General features: G+C 29.5%; 14 protein-coding genes. 8 read left to right on the top strand and 6 right to left on the bottom strand.

Annotated features, from left to right (window positions below; translation table 11 throughout):
* The first annotated feature begins 74 nt into the window (after nt 1–74).
* From ruvX to L3J60_RS03710, 5 genes are all read left to right on the top strand, one after another.
* Complete coding sequence (gene ruvX / locus L3J60_RS03730; protein ID WP_291974147.1) at nt 75–488, top strand: Holliday junction resolvase RuvX; 414 nt, start codon at nt 75–77, stop codon at nt 486–488.
* A gap of 71 nt (nt 489–559) precedes the next feature.
* Nucleotides 560–1,147, top strand: coding sequence for a peptide deformylase (gene def, locus L3J60_RS03725; RefSeq protein ID WP_291974146.1), 588 nt, complete (start codon nt 560–562; stop codon nt 1,145–1,147).
* 4 nt (nt 1,148–1,151) lie between these two features.
* Complete coding sequence (locus L3J60_RS03720) at nt 1,152–1,565, top strand: DUF5606 domain-containing protein (RefSeq protein ID WP_291974145.1); 414 nt, start codon at nt 1,152–1,154, stop codon at nt 1,563–1,565.
* Between the two features lie 2 nt (nt 1,566–1,567).
* A complete protein-coding gene (gene mazG, locus L3J60_RS03715; protein ID WP_291974144.1) occupies nt 1,568–2,347 on the top strand; it encodes a nucleoside triphosphate pyrophosphohydrolase in 780 nt (259 codons plus the stop codon).
* A 58-nt stretch (nt 2,348–2,405) separates the two neighbouring features.
* Nucleotides 2,406–3,137 (top strand): SDR family NAD(P)-dependent oxidoreductase, encoded by a 732-nt coding sequence (locus tag L3J60_RS03710; RefSeq protein ID WP_291974143.1) that lies wholly within the window; start codon nt 2,406–2,408, stop codon nt 3,135–3,137.
* 691 nt (nt 3,138–3,828) lie between these two features.
* Here L3J60_RS03710 and lon read toward each other — a convergent pair.
* Nucleotides 3,829–6,282, bottom strand: a complete 2,454-nt coding sequence (gene lon / locus L3J60_RS03705; protein ID WP_291974142.1) for an endopeptidase La — start codon at nt 6,280–6,282, stop codon at nt 3,829–3,831.
* 235 nt (nt 6,283–6,517) lie between these two features.
* Here lon and L3J60_RS03700 point away from each other — a divergent pair, with 235 nt between their 5' ends.
* The 3 genes from L3J60_RS03700 to L3J60_RS03690 are packed head-to-tail and all read left to right on the top strand — an operon-like array spanning nt 6,518 to nt 8,652.
* A complete protein-coding gene (locus L3J60_RS03700; RefSeq protein ID WP_291974141.1) occupies nt 6,518–7,066 on the top strand; it encodes an RNA polymerase sigma factor in 549 nt (182 codons plus the stop codon).
* The gene (locus L3J60_RS03695) at nt 7,056–7,598 is read left to right on the top strand and encodes a hypothetical protein (protein WP_291974140.1); all 543 of its coding nucleotides are present in this window, start codon (nt 7,056–7,058) and stop codon (nt 7,596–7,598) included. The genes L3J60_RS03700 and L3J60_RS03695 overlap by 11 nt, the downstream gene beginning before the upstream one ends.
* On the top strand, nt 7,582–8,652 hold the full coding sequence (locus L3J60_RS03690) for a hypothetical protein (protein WP_291974139.1): 1,071 nt from the start codon (nt 7,582–7,584) through the stop codon (nt 8,650–8,652). Before L3J60_RS03695 ends, L3J60_RS03690 begins: the two co-directional genes overlap by 17 nt.
* Nucleotides 8,653–8,811: 159 nt before the next feature.
* Here L3J60_RS03690 and L3J60_RS03685 read toward each other — a convergent pair whose 3' ends face one another.
* From L3J60_RS03685 to rpmH, 5 genes are all read right to left on the bottom strand, one after another.
* Nucleotides 8,812–9,987, bottom strand: coding sequence for a GlmU family protein (locus tag L3J60_RS03685; protein WP_291974138.1), 1,176 nt, complete (start codon nt 9,985–9,987; stop codon nt 8,812–8,814).
* 68 nt (nt 9,988–10,055) lie between these two features.
* Nucleotides 10,056–10,430, bottom strand: coding sequence for a HEPN domain-containing protein (locus tag L3J60_RS03680; RefSeq protein ID WP_291974137.1), 375 nt, complete (start codon nt 10,428–10,430; stop codon nt 10,056–10,058).
* A gap of 80 nt (nt 10,431–10,510) precedes the next feature.
* Nucleotides 10,511–14,041, bottom strand: a complete 3,531-nt coding sequence (gene nifJ / locus L3J60_RS03675; RefSeq protein WP_291974136.1) for a pyruvate:ferredoxin (flavodoxin) oxidoreductase — start codon at nt 14,039–14,041, stop codon at nt 10,511–10,513.
* 351 nt (nt 14,042–14,392) lie between these two features.
* Nucleotides 14,393–17,242, bottom strand: a complete 2,850-nt coding sequence (carB, locus tag L3J60_RS03670) for a carbamoyl-phosphate synthase large subunit (protein ID WP_291974135.1) — start codon at nt 17,240–17,242, stop codon at nt 14,393–14,395.
* 140 nt (nt 17,243–17,382) lie between these two features.
* Nucleotides 17,383–17,541, bottom strand: coding sequence for a 50S ribosomal protein L34 (gene rpmH / locus L3J60_RS03665; protein WP_291974134.1), 159 nt, complete (start codon nt 17,539–17,541; stop codon nt 17,383–17,385).
* Nucleotides 17,542–17,685: the final 144 nt, after the last annotated feature.

Here is a 17,685-nt window from a genome sequence, read left to right as displayed (position 1 = left end):
AAATATAAAGTTTAAATTAATTATATAATTCAAAATGACTAAATTTGAACAGTTTTTAAATTTATGTTAATAGTTTGGGACGTATTTTAGCTTTTGATTTTGGTACAAAAAGAACAGGAATAGCAATTACTGATGAGTTGCAAATTATTGCTTCAGGATTAACTACTGTTGATACAAAAAAGATTTTCTCTTTCTTAACAGCATATCTTAAAAAAGAAAATGTAGAGTTATTTATTGTTGGCGAACCAAAACAACTAAATAATACTGAAAGTGAAAGCGAACAGTTTATAAAACCTTTCATTTTAAAATTAAGTCAAACATTTCCTAAAATTCCAATAAAACGTGTTGATGAGCGTTTTACTTCAAAAATGGCATTCCAATCTATGATTGATAGCGGATTGAAAAAAAAACAACGTCAAAATAAAGCATTGATAGATGAAATTAGTGCAACCCTTATTTTGCAATCTTATCTCTATAATAAAGGATAAATTTTATTTTAAAGCACCCTTTTTGTTTATAGTTTGATTATTTGTAATTTTGCAACCTTAAAATAAAAAATATGATTTTACCTGTTATTGCCTATGGTGATTCCATTTTAAGAAAAATAGGGGTTGATATTGATAAAGATTATCCTAATCTATTAGAACTTATTGATAACATGAAAGAAACCATGATTAATGATTTAGGTGTTGGTTTAGCGGCTCCACAAATAGGTAAAGCTATTAGGTTATTTGTGGTAGATACTTCTCCTTTTGCTGAAGATGAAGAACTTGAAGATGAAGAAAGAACTTTTTTAAAATCTTTTAAAAAAGTATTTATCAATGCAAAAATTATTAAAGAAGAAGGTGAAATTTGGCCTTTTACTGAAGGTTGTTTAAGTATTCCTGAAATTCGTGAAGACGTGTTTAGACATGAAAGAATTACTATTGAATATATGGATGAAAATTTTGAAAAACATACCGATGTTTTGGATGGTTTGGCAGCTAGGGTGGTTCAACACGAATACGACCATACTGAAGGAATTATGTTTACGGATAAAATTTCATCACTTAAAAAACGATTAATTAAAAAGAAATTAGAAAATATTAGTAAAGGAAAAATAAATCCAGATTATAGGATGAGATTTCCTAAATTAAAAAAGAGATAATTATATGGAATTAAAAGATATTGTTGCTATTACCGGTAAATCAGGATTATTTGAAATTAAAGCGCAATCTAAAGGCGGAATTATTGTTCAATCCTTATTAGACGATAAAAAATTTCCAATTTCAGCAATGCATAATTTAAGTGCATTAAATGAAATTTCGATGTTTACCTATGAAGAAGAAGTTCCGTTAAGAATTGTTTTAAAAACAATTGGCGAAAAAGAGCAAGGAAAAGAAGCTATAAGTCATAAAGAAAATGGTAAAGTATTGACTTCTTATTTTAGAGAAATTTTACCAAATTTTGATGAAGAACGTGTATATACTTCAAACATTAAAAAAGTAATTCAGTGGTATAATTTACTAGCTTCTAGTAACTTTGATTTCAGTGCAATACCTGAAGAAGAAACGGAAGAAGCATAATTATGCACACCAGAGAACAGCAACTTCAGGCATTTGGTAGGTTATTAGATATTATGGATGAGTTGCGTTTAAAATGTCCGTGGGATAAAAAACAAACGCTAGAATCCCTACGTCATTTAACCATTGAAGAAACTTATGAGTTAGGCGATGCCATTCTTAATAACGATTTACAAGAAGTTAAAAAAGAATTGGGTGATGTGCTGTTGCATATTGTTTTTTACGCTAAAATAGGTTCGGAAACTGATGACTTTGATATAGCAGATGTTGCCAATGCTATTTCTGAAAAATTAATTTACAGACATCCTCATATTTATAGTGATGTAAAAGTTGAAAATGAAGAAGATGTTAAAAAAAATTGGGAGCAGTTAAAGTTAAAAGAAGGAAATAAATCTGTTTTAGAAGGTGTCCCAAAATCATTACCAGCGTTAGTAAAAGCTAACAGAATTCAAGAAAAAGTAGCTGGAGTAGGATTTGATTGGGAAAAACCGGAACAAGTTTGGCAAAAAGTGCAAGAAGAACTTTCAGAATTAAATGCTGAAATTGAAAAAGGAAACTCCGAAAATATAGAAGCTGAATTTGGAGATGTACTTTTTTCTATGATTAATTATGCCAGATTTATAAAAGTAAGTCCTGAAAATGCCTTAGAACGTACCAATAAAAAATTTATTAACAGATTTCAATATTTAGAAAAAGAAGCTAAAAAAATAGGAAAATCGTTACACGATATGTCTTTAGCTGAGATGGATGTGTATTGGAATAAAGCCAAAGAATTCTATAAATAATTAAGTCTACAATCCATAATTTTTCATTATTTTAGTGCAAGTTTTAATTCATTAAAAGATGGAAAAAATAGTTATAATAACTGGTGGAAATAAAGGTTTAGGAGAAGGATTATCTAAAGTTTATCATAAAAACGGGTATCGCGTTTTTTCAATTTCTCGTTCTATAAAAGAAAAATTTTACACTGCCGAGCAATATTCTTGTGATTTAAGTAAAACCGAAACTATTGCCCCAACTTTAACGGAATTGTTTTCTCATTTAGATACTACTATTACCAAAAAAATTCTTTTAATTAATAATGCAGGTGATTTAGGAACGGTAAATACAATAGAAAATTTAAATCCTAAAGATATTAGCTATACCATTCGAGTGAATTTAATTGCTCCACTAATTCTAAATTCTACATTTATAAAATTGACCCAAGGTTTTGATTGCAAAAAAGAAATTATTAATATTTCCTCTGGCGCTGCTATCAATCCTTATGAAAGTTGGTCGCTCTATTGTGCTTCAAAAGCAGGTGTAGATATGATGACAAAAGTAATTTCAAAAGAACAAAAACATGCTGAAAACGGTGTTAAAATTGTTTCCATTTATCCTGGAATAGTAGATACCGATATGCAATCAAAAGCTAGAAATACACCAAAAGAAAATTTTAAATCCGTACAACGTTTTATAGATTTTTATAAAAATGGCGAATTAAGTTCACCAAAAGAAGTGGCTAAAAAAATATATAAATTAGATAAAAAAGGAAAGTTAACTAACGGACTTATTTTAGATATTAGAACTGTTTAATAATTATTTTGAATATTATTCGCGGTAATAATAAAGAATAATCACCAAAAATAATAACGGTTTTTTTTACTTAATTAATAGGTATTACCTGAAAATTGAAGATTGCAATTTTTGGAATGAGATTCCCAGCCAAACTGAGGATGACAATTTGTTTCATTATGTCGAAAATGGCGTTTTATTATGTTTCGTCATGCTGAACCTGCCTGTCCGGCAGGCAGGCTTGTTTCAGTAGCTGTCTCTTTTCAAAAGATTCCTAGTCAAGCTAAAAATGACGTTGTATTTCGTCATTGCGAAACTTAAAAAAGTTGAAGCAATCTGTTAATGTAGAAGAAGATTCCGCATCAACACTTCAACTACGGCTCAGTGACCTGCTGATAATAACATCCTGATAGTCATTCGAGTGGAACGCAGTGGAAGGAAGCAATCTGTTTGTTGAGATGACAGACTGCCACGTCGTGAAATACTCCTCGCAGTGACGGACGAGATAAAGTGACAGATTACTTCGTCATTATCACTCCTCGTAATGACGTGTGGTTATAGAATGAAGAATTAACTCAACCAATTTTTATGATATTGTAGTTGGTTATGCCGAATTTATTTTAGTATCTGTTGTTTTTGAATAGGTTACATTCAGTTTACTGTTAGGGATATTTAACTAATAAAAAAAGCAGCCAATTGGCTGCTTTTTTTATTATAATTTTTTAGCATTTTTAACTTTTTGCTTCATTAAAGCTAAATCAATAACCTCTTTCATTTCAGAAACATAGTGAAATTTCATTCCTTTTAAATAGGATGGCTTTATTTCTTCAATATCTTTTCTATTTTCAACACACAAAATAATTTCTTTAATATTTGCTCGTTTTGCAGCTAATATTTTTTCTTTAATTCCACCAACAGGTAATACTTTACCTCGCAAGGTAATTTCACCTGTCATAGCTAATTTAGATTTTACTTTACGCTGTGTAAATACTGATACTAAAGAAGTTAACATGGTAATACCTGCACTTGGTCCATCTTTTGGTGTTGCACCTTCTGGTACGTGGATATGTACTTTATAATCGTCTAACCACTTATTTTCTATTCCAAAATCACTAGCATTAGCTCTAATATATTCCATAGCAATGGTAGCAGATTCCTTCATTACTTTACCTAAATTACCCGTAATAGTTAATCCTTTACCTTTTGAAATAATAGATTCAATAAATAATATATCTCCACCTACTTGTGTCCAAGCCAAACCAGTAACTACACCAGCAACATCATTACTTTCATATTTATCTCGTTCTAAATGCGATGGACCTAATACTTTTTCAATAGTTTCAATAGAAATTTTAATTTGGTATTCTTCTTCCATAGCAATAGATTTTGCTGCATAACGCACCATTTTAGCCAATTGCTTTTCTAAACCACGAACTCCAGATTCACGCGTGTAAGCTTCCACAATTTTTTCTAATTGTTTTTTGCCTATTTGCAAATGTTTTGGAGTTAAGCCATGTTCTTTTAATTGTTTTGGCAATAAATGCCGTTTAGCAATTTCTACTTTTTCTTCAATGGTGTAACCTGAAACATTTATAATTTCCATTCTGTCACGCAATGCCCACGGAATTGTAGATAAACTATTTGCAGTAGCAATAAATAATACTTTAGATAAATCGTAATCCAACTCTAAATAATTATCATAAAAAGCAGTATTTTGCTCAGGATCAAGCACTTCTAACATTGCTGAAGAAGGATCTCCATTATGACTTGAAGATGCTAATTTATCGATTTCATCTAATACAAAAACTGGATTAGAAGTTCCTGCTTTTTTAATATCTTTTAAAATTCTACCTGGCATTGCTCCAATATATGTTTTTCTATGTCCACGGATTTCAGCTTCGTCACGTAAACCACCTAACGACATCCTAACATATTTTCTATCTAAAGATTCTGCAATAGATTTTCCTAAAGAAGTTTTACCAACACCTGGAGGTCCATACAAACAAATAATTGGAGATTTCATATCTCCTTTTAATTTTAAAACGGCTAAGTGTTCAATAATGCGTTCTTTCACTTTCTCTAATCCAAAATGATCTCTGTCAAGTATTTTTTGAGCTCGTTTTAAATCAAAATTATCTTTAGAATATTCTCCCCAAGGTAATTCTAATAACAAATCTAAATAATTTCGTTGTACGGAATATTCAGCCATTTGCGGATTCATCCGTTGCAAACGCCCCAATTCTTTATCAAAAGTTTCTTTCACTTCCTTATTCCATTTTTTAGACTTGGATTTTTCACGCATTTCTTCTAATTCTTCATCATAAGAAACACCACCTAATTCTTCTTGAATAGTTTTTAATTGTTGATGCAAATAATATTCACGTTGCTGTTGATCCATATCAGAACGCGTTTTAGAATGGATATCATTTTTCAATTCTAATTTCTGCAACTCAACATCCATTTTCTTCAAGGTAATTAAAGCTCTTTCCTTTAAATTATTAATTTGAAGTAACTCTTGTTTTTCAGCTACTTTCAAATTCATATTTGAAGAAACAAAATTGATTAAAAACGGACTACTTTCGATATTTTTAATAGCAAAAGTTGCTTCAGTTGGTAAATTAGGATTTTCTTTAATAATTTTCATAGCCATATCTTTAATAGATTCTACAATAGCTTCAAATTCAGGAGCTTTTTCATCGGATCTATCTTCTGAAAATGCTTTTGTAGTTGCTTGAAGATATGGCTTTTCTTGAACTACTTGATCAATTTCAAAACGCTTTTTACCTTGAATGATAACCGTAGTATTTCCATCAGGCATTTTAAGCATTCTTAAAATACGAGCAACAGTACCTACTTTATGAATATCATTTATGGTAGGATCTTCAATAGATTCATTTTTTTGAGCTACTACTCCAATTATCTTGTTTCCTTTATTTGCTTCTTTAATTAATTGAATAGATTTATCTCTACCTGCTGTAATTGGAATTACAACACCAGGAAATAAAACTGTGTTCCGTAAAGGTAATATGGGTAGAACATCTGGAACATCTTCTTTATTTATTTCTTCTTCATCTTCTGGCGTCATTAACGGAATTAAATCTGCATCTTCATCTAAAATATTTTGAAGTGACAATTTGTCTATATTTAAAAATTTTGATTTGCTCATACTATTATTTGGGTCATTTTGTCATTTATAGTTTTCATTATTTAAAAAACTAGATTACAAAATTAGTTTATATTTCTTACTATCAATTACTTACATTGATAATATTTTAATTAATCATTTATAAATTTCAATAGTTATGCCAAAAAAGTTTATAACAACAACATTTTTTTATGTATTTTCAGTATAAACTGTAACAATCAAATATTATCCATGTCTTTTGTATAGAATTTAATCATTGAATCTCGATAAACCACATACTAAACAACTTTTAATAAAGTGTAAAGCAGGAGATAAAAAAGCTCAATTTGCTATTTATAAGCAGTATTATAAAGTAATGTATAACTGTGCTTTAAGAATTGTGGTTGATAGCTTTGAAGCAGAAGATATTATGCAGGAAGCTTTTTTAGCAGCTTTTACAAAATTAAATTCTTATAGTGGTGAAGTAACCTTTGGTGCTTGGCTAAAGCGAATAGTAATAAATAAATGTTTAAGTAGTTTGAAAAAATTTGAAAAAATGGAAAAAGTTACCCTTGATAAAGTCCCTTTTGAAAGTTTTATTGATGAGGAAATTGATATTACCAATGTGGATGTAACCTATATTTTGAAACAAATAAAAAATCTTAAAACTAATTATAGAATTGCAATAACTTTAAATTTAATTGAAGGATATGATTGTGAAGAAATGGCTAAAATAATGAATATAAGTTATGGAAATAGTAGAACCATGATTTCTAGAGCAAAAAATAAATTAAGAGAATTATTAACACCTATTTATGAAAGATAATTTAGAAAATATATTCAAAAAGTTTGAAAATCAATTTGATTTAGAAGAACCTACTATTGAGCATTTTAATCGATTTGAAGCAAAACTTAATAAACCTAAGAAAAAGAACTATTTTAGATTGTTTAAAATTACAGGAATACTATCTATGGCAGCCTCTATACTTTTATTTTTTGGAATTTGGATAGGTTCAAATCAGAACAATTCAGGAGCAAAGTTATCGAGTGTATCTCCTAAAATGACTGAAACTGAAAATTACTTTATAACCACCATCAAAAACGAAATTCAACTTGTTGAAAAAGAAAAAAATAGTAGTAATCAACAATTAATAACTGATTCATTTAATCAATTAAAAAAATTAGAAAAAAATTATAAACTACTAGCAATTGACCTAAAAGAAAACAAATCGGATCCAAGAATTATCTATGCAATGATTGCAAATTATCAACAACGAATTATAGTTTTGCAAAGCTTAATTCAACAATTAAATGATATAAAACAATTAAAAACTCAAACTCATGAAAAATATGTTTAAACTCTTATTTATACTTTTTCTACTTCCATTAACTATTGCTGCTAACGGAAAAGAAGGAAAGTACACAAAAAACAAAATTATTAACAAGGAATTTAAAGTTGATAAAAATGCGACTTTAAAAGTTGATAATAAGTATGGGAATATTGAAGTAGTTACTTGGAACGAAAATAAAATTGTTATTAAAGTTACCATCACTACTTCAGGAAATGATGAAGAAAAGGTTCAAAAAAAATTAGATCAAATTAATGTGGAATTTAGTAATTCAGATTCAAAAGTTTCTGCAAAAACAATTATAGACAGAAACTCATCATGGAAACTATGGAGAAACAATAATAATGTAAATATGCAAATTAATTACTTAATTAAAATGCCCGTTACCAATAATGTAGTTTTAACTAACAACTATGGTTCAATTAATTTGGATAAATTAGAAGGAGTTTCTACAATTAATTGTGATTATGGTAGTATAAACATTGGTGAGTTAAGGAATTCTGACAATACCATAAATATTGATTATACTAACAATTCTTTTATAGATTTTATGAAAGATGGTAAAATTAATGCTGATTATTCAACACTATCTGTTAATCGTTCAGGAAGAACAACATTAAATGCAGATTACTCTCATATTACCTTTGGTCAAGTTATAGACTTAAAATACAATTGTGATTATGGAAGTTTAAAAATTGGAGATTCAGGGAATATTACAGGAGTTTGTGATTATATGCATACAACAATTGGAAAATTAAGAGGTAGAGGAGATTTTAATATTGAATATGGCTCATTAAAAATTAAAGAAATTCAAAATCAGTTTAAATCCCTCAAAGTAGTTTCATCTTATACACACTTAAAATTTGGAATTGCCCCTAACACATCATTTAATATATCGGCACATTTAAGTTATAGCGGATTAAAATATAATAATGATAAATTTAATTTTACAAAACAAGAAAACAATTTCTCTCAAAAAAAATATGAAGGATATTATAATGAAGATAATTCCGGAAAAATAATTACAATTAAATCAAGTTATGGAAGTGTAACTTTTTTATAAATGAATAGATAAAAGATAAAAAGAAGCTATCCGAAAATTAAAATTTCGTCAACCTGAACTCGTTTCAGGTTCTTATAACAACTGGTAGTCAGCAAGATGAGATTCTGAATTAAATTCAGAATGACAATTTTCAAGTCTTTTTAGATAGCCTCTTTTTTATTAATAATTTCTGTATTTTTCAGTTATTTCGAATACATGTTTTAGTATTCTTTCTTCCTTTTTATCAAATACTAAGTTTTTTCTTTTGTAAACTAATTTAGCAGTTTCTGATGCTTTATTTAATTGATACGTTGTAAATCCAGCAGCTCCTCCCCAACTAAATGAAGGAATAAAATTTCTCGGAAAATTACTTCCATAAATATTAGTGCTAACACCTATAATCGTACCAGTATTAAACATAGTATTTATAGCACATTTAGAATGATCGCCCATAATTAATCCGCAAAATTGCAATCCAGTTTTAGCAAAACTATCTGTTTCATAACTCCATAAACGAACTTCACTATAATTATTTTTTAAGTTTGAATTGTTAGAATCTGCACCAATATTACACCATTCGCCAAGTACAGAATTTCCTAAAAAGCCGTCATGCCCTTTATTGGAATAACCAGATAAAATTGAGTTATTAACTTCACCTCCCACTTTACAAAATGGTCCAATGGTAGTTCCTCCATATATTTTTGCACCCATTTTTACCACAGAATTATTACACATAGCAAAAGGTCCACGAATTAAGCTACCTTCCATAATATTTGTATTTTCACCTATATAAATAGGCCCGTCAATAGCATTTAATACACAAAAATTTAGGTTTGCTCCTTCTTCAATAAAAATATTTTCAGAGTTTAAGGTTTGTATGTTTTCTGGTATAGGTTGTGATTTTCTATTTTTTGTAAGCAATTCAAAATCTGCCTGTATAGCTTTATCATTATAAGAAAATAAATCCCAAGTATTTTTTATTTGAATGATTTCATCTTCAAATTCTATTTGGTAAAAATTATTAAAATCAATAGTTTCTTGAGACTCTTTACTATAAAAAGCAATAACCTCATCATTTTTAAAAATGGCTTGATTTTCTTTTAAATTTTTAATGGTATTTATCAAATTAGCAGTTGGCAAAAACGAAGCGTTAATCATTACATTTTCATCCATTTCAACCATTGGATATTTTTCTTCTAAATATTCTTCAGTTACCGTGGTTGTAGTAGTTTCTAACTGCTTCTCCCATTTTTCACGAATGGTTAAAATACCAATTCTTAAATCTGCAACAGGTTTTGTGTAAGTTAATGGTAATAATGCATTACGTACTGCTCCATCAAATAAAATATAATTCATAAATTTTATTTATTTTTACAAATGTACAGTAAGTTTTTTCTTTGTCAAATGAAATTGAAAGATGATACTTATATAATTTTGTTTTTTCTAAAATAAGTATCTAAGGCATCTGCGGTATCTAAACAAGCCGCTACTTTAGGTATTTCTGAACAGTAACGTGAATCAATAATATGATTTCTGCAACTAATTTCGCTTAAATCTACCTCTTTAAATTTCTCATTAAAAGCAACGCACTTGTCAAATAAAGTAGCTATAGTTTCATCCTGTGAAATTTCAATATGGTTTTTAGTTAAATAACCTTTTAAATAGTTTTCTATAGCAATTTGTGATTTTTTACAAACAGAATAACTAACCATATCTTCTTTTGGCTTAAACATTTCTTCTTTAGCTTCTTGAAGTTTTTTCTCAGCTTCATCTAAAAATGCTTTTGATCTAGATTTCATAATGCTAATATTTCTAATTAATATTCTAAAAAAATAAAGTGCTGAACAACAATGTTGTTCAGCACTTTTATCAAATAAAATTATAAATTTTTATAAAGTTCTAAACGTTCCCATTGTGTTTCAACATTCTCTTGAGCTTCATCTAATAATTTTTTTGCATTTTCTGGGTTATCTTTAACAACCCTTGTAAAACGAGATTCGCTATACATGAAATCGCTTAAAGGAGCAGAAGGTTGTTTAGAATCTAATCTAAATTTCTTTCCTTTTACTTCCATTGGATTGAATCTAAATAATGGCCAGTAACCAGTTTCAACAGCTTTTGCTTGATGATCTGCTGAATATCTTAAATCATATCCGTGGTCAACACAAGGCGAATATGCAATAATTATTGAAGTTCCTGGATAAGCTTCTGCTTCTTGAATTGCTTTTAAAGTTTGATTATCTTTAGCTCCAATTGCTATTTGAGCTACATACACATTACCATAAGATACTGCTTGCAAGCTTAAACTTTTTTTAGGTGTTGTTTTACCTCCAATTGAAAATTTAGCACTTGCCCCCATTTGAGTCGCTTTTGATGCTTGACCACCGGTGTTAGAATATATTTCAGTATCCATAACTAAAATATTTACATTTTCACCAGATGCCAATACATGGTCTAATCCACCAAATCCTATATCATAAGCCCAGCCATCTCCACCAAATATCCAAACTGATTTTTTACGCAAGTATTCAGAAAGGTCTCTTAGGTTTTTAGCATCTTTAGTATCAATAGTATCTAAAATACTGTTTAATTTTTCAATTTGATTTAGTTTTAACTCTTTTTGAGTTTCATCTTCTTCAATATTGCCAATAATTTCATTAACTAACGTACTTCCAATTTGATCTTCTAAAGATTTTAATAAATCAAAAACAATATCTTGTTTTTTAGTTAATGCTAAACGCATTCCTAATCCGTATTCTGCATTATCTTCAAATAATGAATTTGCCCAAGCTGGTCCACGTCCTGCACTATTTTTAGTATATGGTGTTGTTGGTAAGTTTCCTCCATAAATAGATGAACAACCAGTTGCATTAGCAATCATTATACTATCACCATATAATTGTGTAACTAATTTTATATAAGGTGTTTCTCCACAACCAGGACAAGCTCCTGAAAATTCAAATAATGGTTCTAAGAATTGTGATCCTTTTATGGTAGAAATTTTTAATTCTTTTCTATCATAGTTAGGTAAATCAATAAAGTAATCCCAGTTTTTATTTTCTTCTTTATCAACGTCTATTTTTCTAGACATATTAATTGCAAATACGCCTTCAACTTCTTTGCTTTCAGCAGGACAAACTTCAACACATAAATCGCATCCTGTACAATCTTCTGGAGAAACTTGTAACACATAGCTTTCTGTTTCACTATTAAATGGTCTTCCTTTAGCTGGAACATGTTTTAATCCAGCAGGTGCATCTGATATCAATTCATTGGATACCACTTTTGCTCTAATAGCAGCATGTGGACAAATACTAACACATTTATTACATTGTGTACATAAATTAGCATCATCCCAAGTAGGAATATAGTCTGCAATACCTCGTTTTTCAAATTTTGTGCTTCCTGTTGGGAATGTTCCATCAGGAGTAAATGCACTAACTGGCAACGTATCGCCTTTACCTGCTAAAATAGTTCCTAAAATTTCTTTAATAAATTCATCGGCACCTTCACGCATCATTGGTTGTAAACCATCAGTATTTGTAGTGTGACGAGGGTATTCAACTTTTTCTAAGTTTTCTAATGATTTATCAACGGCATTAAAGTTCATCTTAACCACTTTTTCTCCTTTATGAGAATAAGATTTAACAATGGCAGCTTTAATTTTTTTGATAGCTTCATCTTTAGGTAATACTCCTGATATGGCAAAGAAACAAGTTTGTAAAACGGTATTTGTACGTTTTCCTAGGTTTACTTCATGAGCAACTCTTGTAGCATCAACTACATAAAATTCAATATTATTATCAATTATTCTTTGTTGAAGAATGCTTGGAAGTTCTGTCCAAACTTTATATTTTGAATAAGGTGAATTAAGTAAGAAAGTACCTCCTTCTTTAATGTTCTCTAAAACATCATATTTTTGTATAAAGTTAAATTGATGAACCGCAATAAAATTAGCTTTATCTACTAAATAAGAAGCAGTAATTGGATCTGGACCAAATCGTAAATGTGAAATAGTTTGAGCTCCTGCTTTTTTAGAGTCATATACAAAATATCCTTGTACATAATTATCAGTAGTTTCACCAATAATTTTAATAGAGTTTTTGTTTGCTCCAACAGTACCATCTGAACCTAAACCATAAAACATACAATTTACTGTATTTTTAGTTGTTTTAAAATTAGGATTGTAAGTTAAACTTGTATGAGTTACATCATCATTAATACCAATAGTGAAGTGATTTTTAGGTGAATTCTTAATTAATTCATCATAAATACCTTTAACCATTGCTGGTGTAAATTCTTTAGAAGATAAACCGTAACGACCACCAACAATTGTTGGTAAAGTATCTCCCATTTCAACAAATGCATTTACAATATCTAAATATAAAGGTTCTCCTATACTTCCTGGTTCTTTAGTTCTGTCTAAAACAGCTATTTTTTTAACTGTTTTAGGTAATTCTTTAATGAAGTGATAAATTGAGAATGGACGATATAAACGTACATATAATGCTCCTACTTTTTCACCATTGGCAACCATAGCTTCAACAGCTTCACCAACTGCACCTTCACCTGAGCCCATAATAATAATTACACGTTCAGCTTCTGGGTGTCCTACATAATTAAATAAGTCATATCTTCTACCTGTTTGTTTATAAAATTCATCCATAGTTTCTTGAACTATTTCAGGAACTTTTTGATAATAAATATTAGAAGCTTCACTTGCTTGAAAAAATACATCAGGGTTTTGTGATGAACCTCTAAGCACTGGATTATCAGGATCTAATGCACGTTTTCTATGTTCCAAAACTTCTTTTTCTGGCATCATAGCTTTTATTACTTCATCTGGAATTGCATCCATTTTAGTAATTTCATGTGAAGTTCTAAAACCATCAAAAATATTTAAAAATGGTATTCTGGTTTTAAAAGTCGCTACTTGAGATATTAATGCAAAATCTTGTGCCTCTTGACCAGAACCACCGAATAACATTGCAAAACCAGTTGCTCTTGTTGCCATTACATCAGAATGGTCTCCAAAAATAGATAATGCGTGTGTTGCAATAGTACGTGCAGCTACATGAATTACGGTTGGCAATAATTCACCAGCCATTTTATACATATTTGGAATCATTAATAACAAACCTTGAGAAGCTGTAAATGTTGTAGTTACAGCACCACCTTGCAGTGAACCATGAACAGCTCCAGAAGCTCCACCTTCACTCTGCATTTCAATAATTCTAGGTATATTACCCCAAATGTTTTTTAATCCTTCCGCACTATACACTTCTGCGTGTTCTCCCATTGGAGATGCAGGTGTAATTGGATAAATTGCACAAACTTCATTTGTTTTATGTGCAACCTTTGCTACTGCTTCATTAGCATCACAAATTAATTTAGAAATCTCTTCTTTCATTTTTACTTTATTTTAATAATTTTTTTGAATTAAACAGTATTAAATTTAATTTTCAAATTATATAGTTTTCTTATGAATTTTTGCTCTGTAAAATTAGACTAACCCATAAGGACTTACAATGATATATGTCAGCAAAATTTTGTTAATTGTTATTTAGAATAGATAAAAATAGAGTGTTTAATTTGCTTATTTTTAGCTAATTACACTAAAGTGAAATTTAAAAATATTGAATACTGTAACAATAAAGACAAATAAACCTAGGCGTATTTGGTTTATTTTTTTAAACTTTTTTATTACAAATATGATAAATGTTAGGTTTTAAAAAAATGAAGAAAACATTATTTTTACCTATTACTTAGTCAAATACATTTTTCTTCGAGAATACAATTCGTAAAATTGATCATCTTTTAAATTCTCAATAAATAAAATACTTTCTCCTGTAGATTTCATTTCAGGACCTAAACGTTTATCTACATTAGGAAATTTATTAAAAGAAAAAACTGGTTGCTTAATTGCAAAACCATCAAGTTTAGGCTTAAAGTCAAAATCTTTCAATTTATTTTTACCCAACATTATTTTAGTTGCATAATTTACATAAGGTTCTTTATATGCTTTTGAAATAAATGGAACTGTACGTGAAGCTCTTGGATTAGCTTCAATAATATAAACAACATCATCCTTTATGGCAAACTGAATATTAATTAACCCTACAGTTCTTAAAGCCAATGCTATTTTTTGGGTATGATCTTTAATTTGTTGCATTACAAATTCACCCAAATTAAATGGTGGTAAAGTTGCATTGGAATCTCCTGAATGAACTCCACAAGGCTCAATATGTTCCATTATTCCAATAATATAAACATCTTTTCCATCACATATTGCATCTGCTTCTGCCTCAATAGCCCCATCTAAATAATGATCTAACAACAGTACATTATTCGGAATTTTATGTAGAATATCCACTACATGTTTTTCCAATTCCTCTTTATTTATAACAATTTTCATTCCTTGACCTCCTAATACATAAGAAGGACGAACCAAAATAGGAAAATCTAAATCATCTGCAATGGCTATAGCTTCATCTGCAGTTGAAGCCAAAGCAAATTTTGGAAATGGAATATTTAAATCAACTAGCAATTCAGAAAATCGACCTCTATCTTCGGCTAAATCTAGTGCTTCAAAACTTGTTCCAATTATTTTTATACCGTGTTTTTCTAGTTTTTCAGCGAGTTTCAAGGCTGTTTGTCCACCAAGCTGAACGATAACGCCTTCTGGTTTTTCATGGCGAATAATATCATAAATATGTTCCCAAAATACAGGTTCAAAATATAATTTATCTGCAATATCAAAATCTGTAGAAACGGTTTCAGGATTACAATTTATCATAATAGTTTCATAACCAGATTCTTTAGCCGCTAAAACGCCATGAACACAACAATAATCAAACTCAATTCCTTGCCCAATTCTATTTGGACCAGAACCTAAAACAACAATCTTTTTTTTGTTTGAAACTACACTTTCGTTATCGGCAAAACTACCTTTAGAAGTTATCATTTTATTTTCGAATGTAGAGTAATAATATGGTGTTTGTGCATCAAATTCTGCTGCACAAGTATCTACTAATTTATAAACTCTATGTACACCAAGTGCTTCTCTTTTTTTGTGAACTTCACTTTCCAAACAGCCCAACATGTGGGCAATTTGCCTATCTGCAAAACCTTTTTGTTTGGCTTCTAATAATAAATTATAACTTAAAGTATCTAATTTAAAAGAGGAAATCTCCTTTTCTAAAGTGTATAATTCTTCATATTGTTTTAAAAACCACATATCAATCTTAGTGATTTCGTGAATGGTACTTAACGAAATTCCCATTTGCACAGCATCATAAAGTACAAAAACACGATCCCAACTTGGATATTTTAATTTTTCAATAATTACATCATACTTCCGTTCACCTTTTCCATCAGCTCCTAATCCGTTTCGTTTTATTTCTAGGGATTGTGTAGCTTTATGTAACGCCTCTTGAAACGAACGACCAATTCCCATTACTTCACCTACAGACTTCATTTGTAAACCTAAGGTTCTTTCAGAGCCTTCAAACTTATCAAAGTTCCAACGAGGAATTTTTACAATTACATAATCTAAAGTCGGTTCAAATAACGCTGAAGTAGTTTTAGTAATTTGATTGTTTAATTCATCTAAATGATAACCAATAGCCAATTTTGTAGCAATTTTAGCTATAGGATATCCCGTAGCTTTTGAAGCTAAAGCAGAGGAACGTGACACCCTTGGATTAATTTCAATAGCAATTATATCTTCATTTTTATCAGGACTTACGGCAAATTGCACATTACAACCACCCGCAAAATCACCAATAGAACGCATCATATGGATTGCCATATCACGCATTTTTTGAAAAGTAGTATCACTTAAAGTCATAGCTGGTGCAACGGTAATTGAATCACCTGTATGAATTCCCATTGGATCCATATTTTCAATAGTACAAATAATTACCACATTATCATTTTTATCTCGTAATAACTCTAATTCATATTCTTTCCAACCTAATAATGCTTTATCTATAATTACTTCATGTATTGGTGATGCTTCTAAACCTCTACGCAATAAATTATTTAAATCTTCTTTTTTATAAACAATGGAAGCTCCAAAACCACCCAAAGTAAATGATGGTCTAATTACCAACGGAAATCCGAATTCCTGAGCAATTTCTTTTCCTTCTAAAAAAGAAGCTGCCGTTGCAGAAGGAGCTTGACCTATACCTATATCAATCATTAATTTTCTGAACTGTTCTCTATCTTCCGTAATATTAATTGCGTCAATATCTACACCAATTAAATTGATATTAAAATCATCCCAAATACCTTTATCTTGAGCTTCAATACATAAATTTAAAGCAGTTTGACCACCCATAGTTGGTAATACTGCATCAATATTTGGGTGTAATTTTAAAATTTCAATAATTGATTTGGTAGTCAACGGTTTTAAATACACATAATCTGCCAAAGAAGGATCAGTCATTATGGTTGCCGGATTAGAGTTAATCAAAACAACCTCTATTCCTTCTTCTTTTAAAGATCTAATTGCTTGAGAACCTGAGTAATCAAATTCACAAGCCTGCCCAATAATTATTGGTCCTGAACCTATAATTAAAACCGATTTTATGTTATTATTTTTTGGCATTTTGATGATAGATTATGTACTGGTAAATATCTATAAATTATATTTTTTTTAATAAAATAGTTTTCAAAACTTATTAAAAGGATAAAAAAAAAGGTGTTACTAATAAAAGTAACACCCTGATATACAAAACTATTGTTTCATTATTTCTTTGGTCTCGGATCAGAAGATACACTTAATCTTTTTCTACCTTTAGCTCTTCTTCTTGCCAACACTTTTCTACCTGCAACACTTGCCATACGTTCTCTGAACCCGTGTTTATTTCTTTTTTTTCTTTTTGATGGTTGATAAGTCCTTTTCATTTCTTATATCTTTAAATCGTGTATCTTTAGTTAAATTCCGTCTTTCAAACGCTCTCTGAAAGCGTGGGCAAATATACAATTACTTTTGTGTTTGACAAATAGATTTTAAAAAAAAATAAAAAAAAGATTCAAACTTTAAAAATG

Source organism: Lutibacter sp., assembly GCF_021647475.1.
In the GTDB taxonomy this organism is placed as follows: Bacteria; Bacteroidota; Bacteroidia; order Flavobacteriales; family Flavobacteriaceae; genus Lutibacter.
This window is presented reverse-complemented; position numbering and strand designations above follow the sequence as displayed.

What these genes read in the sequence shown, in the direction of transcription:
- L3J60_RS03690 (WP_291974139.1), top strand. Translation starts at nt 7,582, where the DNA reads ATGAAAAATATGTTTAAACTCTTATTTATACTTTTTCTACTTCCATTA.
- L3J60_RS03710 (WP_291974143.1), top strand. Translation starts at nt 2,406, where the DNA reads ATGGAAAAAATAGTTATAATAACTGGTGGAAATAAAGGTTTAGGAGAA.
- mazG (WP_291974144.1), top strand. Translation starts at nt 1,568, where the DNA reads ATGCACACCAGAGAACAGCAACTTCAGGCATTTGGTAGGTTATTAGAT.
- rpmH (WP_291974134.1), bottom strand. Translation starts at nt 17,541, where the DNA reads ATGAAAAGGACTTATCAACCATCAAAAAGAAAAAAAAGAAATAAACAC.
- L3J60_RS03695 (WP_291974140.1), top strand. Translation starts at nt 7,056, where the DNA reads ATGAAAGATAATTTAGAAAATATATTCAAAAAGTTTGAAAATCAATTT.
- nifJ (WP_291974136.1), bottom strand. Translation starts at nt 14,041, where the DNA reads ATGAAAGAAGAGATTTCTAAATTAATTTGTGATGCTAATGAAGCAGTA.
- lon (WP_291974142.1), bottom strand. Translation starts at nt 6,282, where the DNA reads ATGAGCAAATCAAAATTTTTAAATATAGACAAATTGTCACTTCAAAAT.
- L3J60_RS03685 (WP_291974138.1), bottom strand. Translation starts at nt 9,987, where the DNA reads ATGAATTATATTTTATTTGATGGAGCAGTACGTAATGCATTATTACCA.
- L3J60_RS03680 (WP_291974137.1), bottom strand. Translation starts at nt 10,430, where the DNA reads ATGAAATCTAGATCAAAAGCATTTTTAGATGAAGCTGAGAAAAAACTT.
- carB (WP_291974135.1), bottom strand. Translation starts at nt 17,242, where the DNA reads ATGCCAAAAAATAATAACATAAAATCGGTTTTAATTATAGGTTCAGGA.
- L3J60_RS03720 (WP_291974145.1), top strand. Translation starts at nt 1,152, where the DNA reads ATGGAATTAAAAGATATTGTTGCTATTACCGGTAAATCAGGATTATTT.
- def (WP_291974146.1), top strand. Translation starts at nt 560, where the DNA reads ATGATTTTACCTGTTATTGCCTATGGTGATTCCATTTTAAGAAAAATA.